This window comes from Savagea serpentis, assembly GCF_015351395.1.
Lineage (GTDB): Bacteria > Bacillota > Bacilli > Bacillales_A > Planococcaceae > Savagea > Savagea serpentis.
Window position 1 is genome coordinate 56,435 of the sequence record NZ_JADKPV010000005.1, and the last position, 13,583, is coordinate 70,017.

Annotated in this window: 16 protein-coding genes and 1 riboswitch; of the genes, 7 read left to right on the top strand and 9 right to left on the bottom strand. The window is 40.2% G+C overall.

The window, feature by feature from the left end:
* Positions 1–101 precede the first annotated feature (101 nt).
* Both IRY55_RS09815 and IRY55_RS09820 read right to left on the bottom strand, forming a co-directional pair.
* Positions 102–1,190: a M42 family metallopeptidase gene (locus tag IRY55_RS09815; RefSeq protein WP_194563145.1), complete on the bottom strand. Its 1,089-nt coding sequence runs from the start codon at positions 1,188–1,190 to the stop codon at positions 102–104.
* 64 nt (positions 1,191–1,254) lie between these two features.
* A complete protein-coding gene (locus IRY55_RS09820; protein ID WP_194563146.1) occupies positions 1,255–2,232 on the bottom strand; it encodes a diaminopimelate dehydrogenase in 978 nt (325 codons plus the stop codon).
* Between the two features lie 141 nt (positions 2,233–2,373).
* Here IRY55_RS09820 and IRY55_RS09825 point away from each other — a divergent pair, with 141 nt between their 5' ends.
* The 3 genes from IRY55_RS09825 to IRY55_RS09835 all read left to right on the top strand — a co-directional run bounded on the left by IRY55_RS09825 (position 2,374) and on the right by IRY55_RS09835 (position 4,833).
* A complete protein-coding gene (locus tag IRY55_RS09825; protein ID WP_194563147.1) occupies positions 2,374–3,531 on the top strand; it encodes an MFS transporter in 1,158 nt (385 codons plus the stop codon).
* A 30-nt stretch (positions 3,532–3,561) separates the two neighbouring features.
* A riboswitch (PreQ1 riboswitch) is annotated at positions 3,562–3,605 on the top strand.
* A 77-nt stretch (positions 3,606–3,682) separates the two neighbouring features.
* Positions 3,683–4,180 carry a preQ(1) synthase gene (gene queF, locus IRY55_RS09830; RefSeq protein ID WP_194563148.1) on the top strand — a complete coding sequence of 166 codons (498 nt, stop codon included), beginning with the start codon at positions 3,683–3,685 and terminating at the stop codon, positions 4,178–4,180.
* A gap of 8 nt (positions 4,181–4,188) precedes the next feature.
* A complete protein-coding gene (locus IRY55_RS09835; RefSeq protein WP_194563149.1) occupies positions 4,189–4,833 on the top strand; it encodes a queuosine precursor transporter in 645 nt (214 codons plus the stop codon).
* Positions 4,834–4,892: 59 nt separating this feature from the next.
* Here the strand turns inward: IRY55_RS09835 and IRY55_RS09840 are convergent, their stop codons facing one another.
* The 3 genes from IRY55_RS09840 to pssA all read right to left on the bottom strand — a co-directional run bounded on the left by IRY55_RS09840 (position 4,893) and on the right by pssA (position 7,511).
* Entirely contained in the window at positions 4,893–5,108 is a 216-nt protein-coding gene (locus IRY55_RS09840) for a hypothetical protein (RefSeq protein WP_194563150.1), read from the bottom strand.
* Entirely contained in the window at positions 5,105–6,892 is a 1,788-nt protein-coding gene (gene recQ, locus IRY55_RS09845) for a DNA helicase RecQ (protein ID WP_194563151.1), read from the bottom strand. Before recQ ends, IRY55_RS09840 begins: the two co-directional genes overlap by 4 nt.
* An 85-nt stretch (positions 6,893–6,977) precedes the next feature.
* The gene (pssA, locus tag IRY55_RS09850; RefSeq protein WP_194563152.1) at positions 6,978–7,511 is read right to left on the bottom strand and encodes a CDP-diacylglycerol--serine O-phosphatidyltransferase; all 534 of its coding nucleotides are present in this window, start codon (positions 7,509–7,511) and stop codon (positions 6,978–6,980) included.
* A 34-nt stretch (positions 7,512–7,545) separates the two neighbouring features.
* On the opposite strand from pssA, the gene IRY55_RS09855 reads away from it, so the two are divergent.
* From IRY55_RS09855 to IRY55_RS09870, 4 genes are all read left to right on the top strand, one after another.
* Entirely contained in the window at positions 7,546–8,322 is a 777-nt protein-coding gene (locus IRY55_RS09855) for a phosphatidylserine decarboxylase (RefSeq protein WP_194563153.1), read from the top strand.
* Positions 8,323–8,340: 18 nt separating this feature from the next.
* Positions 8,341–8,853, top strand: a complete 513-nt coding sequence (locus tag IRY55_RS09860; protein ID WP_194563154.1) for a DedA family protein — start codon at positions 8,341–8,343, stop codon at positions 8,851–8,853.
* Entirely contained in the window at positions 8,846–9,607 is a 762-nt protein-coding gene (locus IRY55_RS09865) for a TatD family hydrolase (RefSeq protein WP_194563155.1), read from the top strand. Before IRY55_RS09860 ends, IRY55_RS09865 begins: the two co-directional genes overlap by 8 nt.
* Positions 9,608–9,701: 94 nt before the next feature.
* On the top strand, positions 9,702–10,334 hold the full coding sequence (locus tag IRY55_RS09870; protein ID WP_194563156.1) for a membrane lipoprotein lipid attachment site-containing protein: 633 nt from the start codon (positions 9,702–9,704) through the stop codon (positions 10,332–10,334).
* A 33-nt stretch (positions 10,335–10,367) separates the two neighbouring features.
* Here the strand turns inward: IRY55_RS09870 and IRY55_RS09875 are convergent, their stop codons facing one another.
* Genes IRY55_RS09875 through IRY55_RS09890 form a run of 4 tightly spaced genes read right to left on the bottom strand, consistent with a single transcriptional unit; the run spans position 10,368 to position 13,553 of the window.
* Positions 10,368–11,069, bottom strand: a complete 702-nt coding sequence (locus IRY55_RS09875) for an ABC transporter ATP-binding protein (protein WP_194563157.1) — start codon at positions 11,067–11,069, stop codon at positions 10,368–10,370.
* The gene (locus IRY55_RS09880) at positions 11,066–11,890 is read right to left on the bottom strand and encodes an ABC transporter permease (RefSeq protein WP_194563158.1); all 825 of its coding nucleotides are present in this window, start codon (positions 11,888–11,890) and stop codon (positions 11,066–11,068) included. The genes IRY55_RS09875 and IRY55_RS09880 overlap by 4 nt, the downstream gene beginning before the upstream one ends.
* A complete protein-coding gene (locus IRY55_RS09885) occupies positions 11,887–12,357 on the bottom strand; it encodes a nitrous oxide reductase accessory protein NosL (protein ID WP_194563159.1) in 471 nt (156 codons plus the stop codon). Before IRY55_RS09885 ends, IRY55_RS09880 begins: the two co-directional genes overlap by 4 nt.
* Positions 12,357–13,553 (bottom strand): right-handed parallel beta-helix repeat-containing protein, encoded by a 1,197-nt coding sequence (locus tag IRY55_RS09890; RefSeq protein WP_194563160.1) that lies wholly within the window; start codon positions 13,551–13,553, stop codon positions 12,357–12,359. Before IRY55_RS09890 ends, IRY55_RS09885 begins: the two co-directional genes overlap by 1 nt.
* Positions 13,554–13,583: the final 30 nt, after the last annotated feature.

A 13,583-nucleotide genomic window follows, 5' to 3' on the forward strand; every position in this document is an offset into this window, starting at 1 on the left:
GATTTTATATGTTTTTATACAACTGTATTCATTTTTCTGAATTAATTGACGGTCTTTCACTAAAAAAGCGACCTTCCTCCGATGAGAAAGATCGCTTATGATTAACTTAATTTAATTTGGGCTACTGTATCTGCGTCTAATTTTTTAATGACTGCGACGAGTAAGTCGACTGCATTTTCATAGTCTTTACGGTGAAGCATCGCCGCGTTCGAATGGATGTAACGTGTTGCGATTGTGATCGCTAATGACGGTACTCCTTCATTTGACACGTGGATTGAACCAGCGTCTGTTCCTCCGCCTGCAATCGCATCGAATTGATATGGAATATCGTTTTCTTCTGCTGTTTCGACGACAAGATTGCGTAAACCGCGGTGAGAGACCATGGAAGCATCGTATAAAATAATTTGTGGGCCTTCTCCCATTTTGCTCGTTGCGTCATTTGGTGAAATTCCAGGTGTATCACCGGCAATGCCAACGTCTACTGCAAATCCGATATCCGGCTTCACTTGACGTGTCACCGTTTTCGCTCCACGTAAGCCAACTTCTTCTTGTACCGCTCCTGCACTGAATAAAATGTTCGGATGTTTTTCATCTTTTAATTTGCGCATCACGTCAATCGCAATCGCAATTCCAATACGATTGTCCCATGCTTTTGCTAATAAATAGTCTGGATTATTCATCACCGTAAATTCAAAATACGGCGCAACCATATCTCCTGGTAAAATGCCCCACTCTAACACTTCTTCTTTCGAAGCCGCGCCGATATCGATAAACATATCTTTAATATCTGCCGGCTTATTGCGTGCTGCCGCTGGTAAAATATGTGGTGGTTTTGAACCGATGACGCCTGTGATCGTTTTACCTTCACGTGTAATGACTGTCACGCGTTGTGCAAGCATCACTTGGCTCCACCAGCCGCCGACTGTTTGGAAACGTAAAAATCCTTGATCGTCGATGCGTGTCACCATGAAACCAACTTCATCTAAGTGACCCGCAACGAGGATGCGTGGTCCGTCTGCTTGTCCTTCTTTTTTAGCAATGAGTGAACCGAGGCCGTCATATGTAATCTCATCCGCATACGGTTCGATATACGACTTCATCACTTCGCGAACGGCGCGTTCGTTACCTGCGATTCCGTTCGCATCGGTTAACTCTTTTAACATTTGTAAATCTGCGTCTAATTTCGTCATCCTACATTCTCCTTTAATTCATCATCTTCTCTATTATAATGAATTCTTTCGAGAAACGAAACAATTACAAGTATTGTTTACGTAATTGCTCATTCGTTTTCGGGTGAATGTATTTCGGTGCGATGTCAAATGGCGTTTGTGCTCCGACAACTCCCTCTTTTGCGAGACGTGCTGCTGCGCGCGCATAAGCGACGAGCACACTCGATGTAAATTCTGGATTGGAATCTAATTTTAAAGAAAATTCCATCGTCTGATTCGTTCCTTCTCCTGTTTGTCCACTGCGAATGACAAAACCACCATGTGGCATCGCTTGATGATCACGTGCGAGCTCTTCTTCTGTAATGAAATGAACAGTCGTGTCATACGGTTCGAAGTAGTTCGGCATCGTAACGATTGCTTGCTCTACTTCTTTTGCATCTGCTCCTTCTTCTAACACGACATAACATTCACGTACGTGCTTTTCTTTCGTCTCCAGTTCTTCTTTCGAGCCAGAACGTGCTTTTTCCATCGCGACTTCTGATGGAATCGTATATTGAACGCCGCCTTTTACACCGTCTACACGACGAACAGCGTCCGAATGTCCTTGACTCAATCCTTTCCCCCAAAAAGTGTCTGTTTTCCCGTCTGGAATAATCGCTTCCATCATGATGCGGTTCAAGGAGAATAAACCTGGGTCCCATCCTGTTGAAATGATCGCGACTTGTTTTCCTTTTTGAGCTGCTTCATCTACTTTTGCGAAATGGTCAGGAATGTTCGCATGTGTATCAAAACTATCGACAACGGCGAAATGCTCCGCAAGTTCCGGTGTTTGTTGCGGTAAATCATCTTTCGAGCCTCCACATAAGACGAGGACATCGATTTTTTCTTTAAAATCTAAAATTGTATTTAATGCATATACGTTCGTTTCCGCATATACTGTTTCTACCGTCTCCGGTGCGCGTCGTGAAAATACACCGACAAGTTCTAAATCTTCAGTCTTTTGAATCGCGTATTCGACACCGCGTCCTAAATTTCCATATCCGACAATACCTACTTGAATCATTTTCCATCTCTCCTTTGTGACCATTTGTTTTATTTTAACGTTCTTTTTTATTTTTTGCTAACTTTTCATTTTTGTCCATGTTGAATTCATGTTAGAGTTGTACAATGAAAAGAGGATGGACTTTTTGTGAAGGAGTGCCTTATGCGAATTTTTATTTATTTCATTGTGTTTTTCTCATTTTTTGATTTATTTACCCAATTGCCGATCATGACGCCGATGGGACAAGCGTTAGGCGCAACAGGATTTGTCCTCGGACTCGTCGTCGGAATTTACTCGTTTTCTAACTTGTTTGGAAATGTGATCAGTGGATTTTTAACCGACAAATACGGACCGTTTTACGTTCTCGTCGCCGGTTTATTAAGTTCTGCCGTCGCGCTTTTCTTATATACGACAGTCGACTATACGATCACATTAATTAGCGTTCGTTTGTTACACGGTTTTACAGAAGGTTTAATCGTTCCTGCAGCATTTACTTTTATTGCTAATCGCAGCGAAGAAAATAAACGGGGGCGAAACGTTGCAATCTCTGGTGCCTTTGTCGGTCTTGCTGCGATTATCGGACCCGCATTCGGAGGCATTGTCTCAAGTATTAAAAGCCCCGCTTACGTAATGGGAATTAACGGAGCGATTATGCTTTTATTAGGGGGCATCGCCTTTATTTTGCTCCGCAAAGAAATTGTGAAGAAAAAAGAAAAGCCGGTCATTCACGAAGGTGAAGTGAAAGCACTTTTCCAAAACCCTTTCGTACTTCGATCTTTTGCAGGTGCGTTTTTCCTCATGTTTTCTCAAGGTGTACTCGCACTATTACTACCTTTAAAAGTGAACCAACCGGGAGATTCAACAAATATGAGCGCCTTTTTGTTTAGCACGTTCGGATTCGTCGCTGTTTTGATTTTTTTATTACCGACAAATCGCATTTTTGATCGTGTGCGCCCAATTATTACATTTACAATTGGATTATCTCTTATGGCTGTCAGCATGCTTCTTCTCGGCTTATTTGAAGAAACGTGGATTTTATATAGCACGATGGCGATTTACGGTACGGGATTTGCCCTTTTATTCCCATCGATTAATTCCTTACTTATCGACAGCACAGGGGAACAGGTTCGGGGAAAAGCGTATGGATATTTTTACGGATTTTTCTCAATTGGCGTATTCGTCGGCTCTAGCATCATTGGAGCATTAAATGTTTCCATCAACACTGGATTCATCATTACGAGTATTATTTTATTCATCGTTTCCGGTTATGTCGGTTCCAAAATGAAACGAGGATTTGACAACTCGTCATTCTTATATTAAAGTAATGACCTGAATAACATATCCCTATTAGTAGGAGAGGTTCATAGCGACCCTCTATAAAAAACTATGGAATACGCATTTTCACGCGCTACTTCTATAGTAGCGCGTTTTTTGTGTTTTCCTTCAGGGACAATTTGAGGAGGAATGCAACATGGCAGGAAGAACAGATTGCCAAATGCCGGATGTCACTTTACTCGGAAGTGAAAATACGGACTATTTATTTGAATATTCACCGGGTGTATTAGAAGCGATTGATAATTTGCATACGGAGCGAGATTACTTCGTGAAGTTTAATTGTCCAGAGTTCACATCGCTCTGTCCGAAGACGAATCAACCGGATTTTGCGACATTGTATTTAAGTTTTATTCCGGATAAAAAATTAGTCGAAAGTAAGTCATTGAAGCTTTATTTATTTAGTTTCCGTAATCATGGAGATTTCCACGAAGACGTCATTAACATTATCGTCAATGATTTAATTGAATTGTTAGACCCACGCTACATTGAATTGTGGGGGAAGTTTACACCACGTGGCGGCTTATCGATCGATCCGTATGTAAACTACGGAAAACCAGGTACAAAATATGAAAAAATGGCGGAACAACGATTGCTCTATCACGATTTACACCCTGAGCCAATCGACAACCGATAAATCAAGTGATGTTACAATATTTAACTGGAATTTTCGTCGGATTGTTACTATTATCTAATGTCATCGCCGTCAAATTAATTGCGATTGGCGATTGGGTCGTCTTACCAGCAGCGGTCATCATTTACGTCTTTACGTATCCAATTTTAGATGTCATTACAGAAACATACGGAAAGAAATATGCACGTCGCACCGTATTTGCTGGGCTCATCGCTCAAGTGTTCGCGCTCGGATTCATTTGGATTGCAATACGTTTTCCGGCCGCTTCTTTTTATGAAAATCAACAAGCATTTGAGCTTATTTTTGCTGGAAGCTTTCGTGTCACATTAGCGAGTTTAATCGCTTATGCAGTCAGCGAAAATATCGATGTCATCATTTTTGACCGCTTGAAAAAACGCCACGGTACTAAAAAGCTATGGTTGCGCAACAACGCGTCAACGATGGTAAGTCAATTTGCGGATACGGCCATTTTTATTTTAATTGCATTTACAGGAACGATGCCGATACAAGCATTACTCGCGATGATCGTATCACAATACATTTTTAAATTTATCGTCGCTATTTTAGATACACCGATCGTGTACGGACTCGTGTACGTCGTACGCAATATTCGTAAAAAAGAAGACGAACGAGACATCGCGATGTACAACGCTTAAATATTAAAATAAAACACCCGAAATAGGAGTGTACGACTCCATTTTCGGGTGTTTTTTATTTACATACCGCCAAGTTCTCTCCGTACTTGAACGGCAAATACAATTTCTTCGCGTTCTTTTTTATCGGTCGAAGCGTCATGCATGCGCAACAAAGCGCTCGTTTCATAAGAAGCGTACTTTTCAATGATGCGCAGTTCCGCTTCATCTCGTTCACGAATACGTCGATCGACAGAATCATCCCACTTTTTCTTCATCCTCTTCCACCAACTCGTCAACGAACTCTCTCCTTTTTCTCTTCTTCGATATAGTGACAAATGCATTGTAAAAATTCTGCACCGTATTTTTCAAGTTTCACTTGCCCGACCCCACTTACTTGAAGTAATTCATCCTCCGTTTTCGGGCGTAAATGGACCATTTCTTTTAATGTTTTGTCTGAAAAAACAACAAATGGAGGTACCTCTTCACGATCTGCAATAGCACGGCGCAATACGCGTAACTGTTCAAACAATTCATCTGTTTCGACAATTTGTTCGACACGTTTCGTCTCTTTTTTCAAAATTTGTTGTTCGCCTGTCAGCACAGTCCGTCCTATTTCCGTCACGTATAAAATGGGAAATTGACCGTTTTCAACGCCGATACAACCTTCCGCAATTAAAAATTCAATGAAAGCCGTCACTTCTTTAATCGAATGACCTTTTAATAAACCGTATGTCGACAGTTTTTCAAATTGAAATTCGAGCACTTTTCGATTGCGTGAACCGGTTAATACTTGCGCGACGAGCGTCTTTCCGAAACGTTGCCCCATCCGTACAATACAACTCAATACTTTTTGAGCTTCTACCGTGACATCAATCCGTTCACGCGTATCCGTACAATTGTAACAACGTCCACACAAGTCGGCTTCTTTCTCTCCGAAGTACGTTAAAATATACGACTGGAAACATTGCTCCGTATGACAGTAGTCAATCATTTGTTGTAATTTCTCAAGCTCCATCGGCATTCGTTCAGTATCAGTACCTTGTTCGATAATGAATCGTTGCGTCATGACATCTTGAGAAGAAAATAATAATAAACATTCGCTCGGAAGACCGTCGCGCCCTGCACGACCCGCTTCTTGATAGTAACTTTCCATACTTGCTGGCATTTGATAATGAATGACGTAGCGAATATTCGATTTATCAATTCCCATACCGAATGCATTCGTTGCGACCATCACTGATACTTCATCATTTAAAAATTGCTCTTGTGCTCGCTCACGCGCTTCATCCGTCATACCCCCGTGATATTTCGCTACATCGATGTGCGCACGTTCTAACATCGCGGTTAAAGCGTCCGCTGCTTTTCGAGTCGCCGTATAAATAATGCCTGCTTCCGTTACGTTTTTTTGAACGTAACTTTTCACATACGTATCGCGCGCTACTCCTTTGACGACACCGAATGTTAAATTGTCTCGCGCAAACCCTGTCAATGTCAATTGATCTTCAGGCACGTCGAGCGCACGACTAATATCCGCTCGCACTTCAGGTGTCGCAGTAGCCGTTAACGCAAGCACAGGTGGTCGCGTTTCAAAATGATTGAAAATCGTATGGATATTGCGATAACTCGGACGGAAATCGTGACCCCATTCCGATATACAATGCGCTTCATCAATCGCTATGAAGGATATCGTCATGCGTTCTAACACGCGTAAAAAAGATGTTGACTGCAATCGTTCTGGCGCAATATACAATAAATCGTACTCTCCACGCTCCGCTAAATATAAAATATCTCGATATTCTTCATCAGCCAGTGTGCTATTTATGTATGCTGCTTTCACATCTAATTGATGGAGCGCGTCCACTTGATCTTTCATCAATGAAATTAAAGGGGAGATAACGAGCGTCGTTCCCTCTAATACGAGAGCAGGTACTTGATAACAGAGAGATTTCCCGCCTCCTGTAGGCATGACACAAATATGTGACGCTCCTTCTAAAATCGCTTCAATCACTTTACGTTGTCCTTCTCGAAAAGTGGCGAAACCAAATACTTCTTGCAACACTTGTTGGGCTCTTTCACTCATCTTTAAAAACTCCTTCCACAACAAAAAAGAAGACGCCCAAACGTCTCCTTTCAGTATACGCAATGTACGCTCCTTTGTGCAAAGCTTACATTTTTGCAATGCGGAATGAACTAATCATCGCAAGCCCCATCACAAGCAATAAAATAATATAAAATTGTACGGGCATATAAGGTATAATGAAATAGCTTGTCGCAACGAACACACCTGCGACTGTAATCGGTAAGCCATAAAAAGCACCATCAAATGTTTGCACATTGTAACGTGCAAGACGGATTGCTCCTGCTAAAATATAGAAGATAACCATTCCAATGCCAAGCCATAATGTATCGCCTAATACTGATTGGTAAATTAAAAAGGCAGGTGCTACACCAAAAGAAATAAGATCACTTAAAGAGTCAAGCTCTTTCCCAAAATCGGACTCTGTATGAAAGCGTCTTGCAGCTGCCCCGTCAAAACGGTCACACATCGCTGCAATAATAATAAAAATGACTGCAATTGATGGATGTCCCTTAAATAAGAAAATAAGAGATAAAATACCGAAACTCAAATTAATTAATGTTAAAATATTTGCAAGTTGTTCTTTTAATTTACAATAATAATGGTGACGGATCGAAAACATACGATTCCCCCCTTTCTTAATGGAGATGATATTTATGAAACAAAAATTATTTCAATCATTTGTTCGACTAACAGGTAACGAAAAGATATCTCATTTTTTGCAAGGATTCACATCCTCACCCCTCAGCAAACCGCTCATTCGTCCTTTCCAAAAAATATACAGTATTACAGACGCCGAAATGGTACGACCGGTTGCATCATATGAGACATTAAATGAATTCTTTACACGTTCAATCGATATGAATTTACGGCCAATCGATCAACATTCCAATGCAATTGTTTCCCCTGTCGATGCCGATTTAACTGCTGCGGGTCCTTTACATGAAGGTACGCAATTTACGATTAAAGGAAAAACATATTCGATCGATGAGGTATTCGGTTCAAAAAAAATCGCATCTTCTTATGAAAATGGATACTATTATATTTTTTATTTATCGCCTCAACACTATCACCATTTTCATCATCCTATTGATGGTACGATTAGAAATCGTTATGCATTAGGCTCTACTTCTTATCCTGTCAACCAATTAGGTCTTACTTACGGAGAAGAACCTTTCCATACCAACTATCGTCTTATTACTGAGTTGGATACAAACTATGGGAATATAGCAATTGTGAAGGTTGGCGCTTTGAATGTCAATAGTGTACAGCTTTATTGTGCAAATGAACATGTAGAAAAAGGAAAAGATTTTGGCCACTTCTCCTTCGGTTCAACCGTCGTCTTATTCCTTTCACATCAACCATCATTCGAATCGACCGTTGATGTCGGAAGTGCAGTACATGTCGGTGAAAAAGTAGGACAATGGCTTTAACTAAATGAGGAATGCATCTTGGAAAATTTAGAACTATTCATATTACACTTCGGTTATTTCGCAGTTTTCACTTTTTTAGCCCTCGGCATTTTTGGGCTGCCGATGCCTGATGAAGTCGTCGTCACCTCTGTCGGCTTCTTCACATCAAATGGTACACTCCACTACTCCATCGCCTTACCGATTACAATTCTCGGTGTTTTCATCGGAACGTTGCTCACCTTTTATATCGGGAAATGGATTGGGAAACCACTTTTAAGAAAAGGCGGGCGTTGGATTGGCATTAAAGATCAATCGATTCGAACGACGGAAGGTTGGATTAAAAAACACGGTCCCATCACCGTCCTTTTCGGTTTCTTCATCCCTGGTATGCGTCACATCATTTGTTACATTTCAGGAATGGGTGGGATGAAAACGAAAACCTATCTCCTTTACGTTTTAATTGGAGCTTCGGTTTCAACGATTATTTATTTAACGATTGGATACTATATCGGAATACCTTTCTTACATCCCGGAGGTGAAGTGATTGATTGATAGTCATATCCATTTTGATCAATTATCTACTAATATGGTGAAACAATTACTGCAACAGCAGCTCACTTCCCATTTCATCGCTGTTTCAACAGATTGGGAAAGTGCACGTCGAACGTTAAATCTTTCAAAACAACACACTCAAATTATTCCAGCAGTCGGTTGGCACCCTGAACAACTGCTTCCGACACTGAATGAATGTGCCGACTTTTTACAATGGAGCGAGCAAAACATCACCCATTTTCAAGCGATTGGAGAAGTCGGCTTACCTTATTACACACGTCTCGAAAACCCTCTTCTCCCGATCGAACCTTACATGGAATGGTTTGAACAATGGATCATCCTTGCAAAACGCTACGATTTACCACTTAACTTACATATCGTACACGATGATGTGCCACACGCTCTCGATCTACTCGAAAAACATTCCATCGTAAAAGCCCATTTCCATTGGTATAAAGGTCCAAATAACGCAACAGAACGACTTTTGCAAAATGGATATTACATTTCCATCACACCTGACATTATGTATAAAGAACGCACACAACATTTAGTAAAGAAAGTACCCCTTGAGCAAATGATGATTGAATCAGATGCTCCATATCCTTTAGAAGGACCGTTCGCACAACGAGATAATGATGGTACTTTTTTACACTCAACTGTGAAGAAAATGAGCGAATCACTTCATATACCCGAGGGTGTATTAAAGAAAAAGTTGACACAAACGACGAAAAAACTATACTCACTCACTTTTTAATCTTTTTTCACTTTCTTGAAAAATATCACATAATGTTCACAACCTCTCTCTATACTTAGCGATAGTTTCGAAAACAAAAGGGAGGCAATATACAATGAAAAAATGGTTATTTTTACTCGTTGCCATGTTTGCTTTAGCAGCGTGTTCAAATGAAGGGGAAGAAAAGCCGAAAGAAGATGCACAAACTGAAGTTGAAAATGGAGAACAAGCAAAAGAACATGCTAATCATGTTCACGCTGAACCAGATGAACATACAGAATGTGCTTATTGTAATATGAAAGTATATATGGAAAATGAAGAGATGGGTGAATTCTCAGCTCAAGCGACAACAGCAGACGGAGAAGTATTATTCTTTGACGATGCAGGTTGTCTTGTGAATTTTGAAAACGATAACGAAGATGTAAAGTTAACAGAACGTCTCGTGCGTGATTTCGATACGAAAGAATGGGTTGCTTTAGAAGATGCACATATCGCACATGCGGATATCGCAACACCGATGAAATACGGTAACGCATTTTTCAATAACGAAGAAGGTTTCAATAAATTTTTAGAATCAGCAACAGACGCTAAAAAATCATCCGTCGATGAAATTAAAGAAGTTGCTTTCGCTCGTGCTGCTAAGAAAAAAGAAATGGGTGGCGGACATGACCATGGCGATCACGGAGACCACGATATGGACCACGGTGACCATGACATGGAAGATGAAGACGAACATAAAAACCATTAATCGATACAAAAAGAGAGAAGATGACAAACTTTGTCAACTTCTCTCTTTTTTATACTGTTCAAATAAATAATCATCTAATGAAGAATACCGTTCAAGTAAAGGAGCGACCGACTTATCGATAAATAGCTGTCCTTCTCGTAAAAAGACGAGGCGGTCGGCCATTTTTTCAACGATTGGAAGTAAATGCGTCGTAAATAAAATCGTTCGGCCTTTCGCATGCTCTTCCATAATCACTTTTTGCATTTCGGCTACCCAATACGGATCTAATCCGTTCGTCGGCTCATCTAAAATTAAAATAGGAGCGTCACTTAATAAACTTTGAGCAAAAGCGAGACGCTGATGCATCCCTTTCGAAAATGTTTTCACTTTTTGAGCTTTCACTTCTTGTAAACCGACGATATCGAGCACTTCCTCTACACGCGATACCGGAGCTCCTTGCATATTTGCCATCATCGTTATATTTTCTTCTGCCGTCAGTTCTGCCGGAAAGATTAAATCATCTGGCATGTACGTAAACTGTCGTTTGTATGCTGCTTCTTCTACTGCATAACCATTTAAATGAATCGTTCCTGTTGTCGGCGTATGAATCGTCGTCAATGCTTTTAATAACGTACTTTTCCCCGCACCATTACCTCCACATAATGCGACACACTCTCCTGCTGAAATCGTTAACGATAATGGAGATAACGCTTCTTTTTTTCCATACGTTTTGGAAACTTGTTCAATCGTAATCATAAATGATTTCCTTTCTTCACGAGACGAATCGAATCGAGTAATGGCACAAGAATCCATGCTAGACTTGCGATGACAAATGCTATGATGCCAAATAGAGATGTTGCCCAAATTGTAAAATCATACATCGATGGACCAAAAAACGTACCACTTTCTAACGCTAAAATAGAACCAACTCTTACAATTTCAACAGGATTAAAAAAGACAGAAACTGTTAATACCATCACAATTTGAGTCGACGGCAGTAAAAAAGTAAGAGCGATAATGAGAAATTCATAAAATAAAACGAAAAATGCCCAGCTGAATAAACTGACACCGATTGCATGCAATCGACTTTTCATCCGATAACCGACCCATAAACTGAACGATAAAAATAAAGTGATTAACAATAGTGCGATTAAATAAAAGGCGACGGCTAACCCTAGCCGCACGGGCATTAAAAATGACAAGACGACCAAAGCGATCCCGTACCCGAGCGTCAACATGACCGCAAGTGGCAAAAATAGTCCGAGCCATTTGCCAATGACGAGCGCTGTCGGCGAAATCGGATACGTGCGATAAAGAAGTAACTGTCCGTCTTCCTTCTCTCCCGCTACGAGCATACTCCCAATTAAAATTGTCATGAGTGGCAAAATAAATAAAGAAACGTTTAATAAAGAAGCCATCTGTCTTGTAAATCCATCATATTGTGCCGTGCTCGTCGCATTCGTCATAAAAATTGAAATGAATGCGAGAGAGACGAATAATAGAAATAAAAGGAGGAGCCAACGACTGCGAAACGCCCGTTTCATTTCATAACGAGCGATCATCCAACTTGCGCTCAATGATTATGACCTCCACTATGCGCTTCTGTAAAATGCGTGATCACTTCATCGAATGTGAGACGTTCTCCATCCCCATTCTTTTCCATGTAAGCGAGCAATTGCGCTTCTTCTTCAAATGAGACAACCCCGTACATCATCGGTGTCCAATAGTCTTCATTTAAAATGTATAAAGCATCTTCGGCTGCAATCCACTCGTCTTTTTCATTATCTTTCACATACATTTGGAGCGGCTCTTCTTCTGTTTCGTTTAAGAAGTCTACCATACAGCCAATATCATCGAATTTTTCAACCGTACCGTCTGGCATAATTGCTTCTGTCGCGAATGGTATTGCTGTGATGCTCATATTACAAATATCACATACATCGATATCCGGATTAATATCAACAGGCTCTGTCGATACTTCTCCGGAACACGCTCCTAATACGAATAACAAACTAAAAAAAAGTAAGCCTACACATTTTTTCATCATTGCTCTCCCTTTCTTCTAACGAGCGGTTGTTCATCTGTCACTACTTTTCCGCGATTAAACATACGCTCCACTGTATTCCATAAATTAAATGCGGGACTTTCAAAGTAAAATTGCAAATGCGGATGTTTTACCATCCAATCGGTTGTCGTTGAATTTGTTTCATAGGGTAATTGTCCGACCCCATTTCCTGTCAGATCAAATCCTTTATAATCGTCCCAATAATTGCGTTCTAACTGAACCGCTTCTCCACTCAATTTCGTCTGAACGATATTGGCAAGCCAGTCATTTTCAGTAATTTGAATCGATTCGTTTTTTCCTTTCGAACTGAGACCGACGTAATTTCCTGCAATCGTATTATCGACGACCTCAATATCACGCGAGCTTTGAATATCGATTCCATTATGATTGTTCGAAATCGTATTATGTTCAATACGCATCGATTCCATATCATAAATTAAAATACCATAACCACGGTACGTTAATTGATGTGTCAGCTCATTATTTATTAACTGAATATGATTGGAATTCATCGCCATCACACCATTGACATTTTCAGTGAGCGTATTGTGATGTGCTTCTGCATTTGATGAAAACATGAAATGAATACCGTAGCGAGAATGTTTCACTACATTATGTTCGATTTTCGTATCAAATGCTTCGTCGACATAAATACCATCTTGTACAGCATTGATATTATTATTTATCACGATCGCTTGCTTCGTATTTAATAAATGAATACCATTCCCACGCTTTGAATAATGAACGGGAAAACTCATCATTTTATTATGACTTAACGTATGACCAAAACCACCTCGAATAAAAATACCACGTTGCACATCTTCCAATCGAACGCGGTCAATCAATACTTCGTTTGCTTGTTGAATTAATATTCCAGCATCTTCTAATTGCTGACCAGATTGCCGAATCGTAACATTTTTAATCTGCACTCGATCCGACTCAATCGTCAGCACATTCCCTTCGAAATTACCTTGAATGATAACATCTCCTTCTCCTTCAATCGTTAAAGGATGGGTGATTACAGCAGGCCCATAATATGTCCCTTCTTGTAGTGTAATCGTATCATAAGGCGAAGTAGCGTCAATAATTGTTTGAAGTAGTGTTTCCTTAGCTGAAACAGAATCTTCATAAAATAGGATAATAAAAAATATAATATAGACTAAAATTTTCTTCATAACTCACTTCCCCTTCCCACCTTTTTATCA

Coding starts and splice junctions, on each gene's coding strand:
- recQ (WP_194563151.1), bottom strand. CDS start 6,892: ATGAGTGAAAGAGCCCAACAAGTGTTGCAAGAAGTATTTGGTTTCGCC.
- IRY55_RS09885 (WP_194563159.1), bottom strand. CDS start 12,357: ATGAAAAAATGTGTAGGCTTACTTTTTTTTAGTTTGTTATTCGTATTA.
- IRY55_RS09855 (WP_194563153.1), top strand. CDS start 7,546: ATGAAACAAAAATTATTTCAATCATTTGTTCGACTAACAGGTAACGAA.
- IRY55_RS09870 (WP_194563156.1), top strand. CDS start 9,702: ATGAAAAAATGGTTATTTTTACTCGTTGCCATGTTTGCTTTAGCAGCG.
- pssA (WP_194563152.1), bottom strand. CDS start 7,511: ATGTTTTCGATCCGTCACCATTATTATTGTAAATTAAAAGAACAACTT.
- IRY55_RS09835 (WP_194563149.1), top strand. CDS start 4,189: ATGTTACAATATTTAACTGGAATTTTCGTCGGATTGTTACTATTATCT.
- IRY55_RS09815 (WP_194563145.1), bottom strand. CDS start 1,190: ATGACGAAATTAGACGCAGATTTACAAATGTTAAAAGAGTTAACCGAT.
- IRY55_RS09890 (WP_194563160.1), bottom strand. CDS start 13,553: ATGAAGAAAATTTTAGTCTATATTATATTTTTTATTATCCTATTTTAT.
- IRY55_RS09820 (WP_194563146.1), bottom strand. CDS start 2,232: ATGATTCAAGTAGGTATTGTCGGATATGGAAATTTAGGACGCGGTGTC.
- queF (WP_194563148.1), top strand. CDS start 3,683: ATGGCAGGAAGAACAGATTGCCAAATGCCGGATGTCACTTTACTCGGA.
- IRY55_RS09825 (WP_194563147.1), top strand. CDS start 2,374: ATGCGAATTTTTATTTATTTCATTGTGTTTTTCTCATTTTTTGATTTA.
- IRY55_RS09875 (WP_194563157.1), bottom strand. CDS start 11,069: ATGATTACGATTGAACAAGTTTCCAAAACGTATGGAAAAAAAGAAGCG.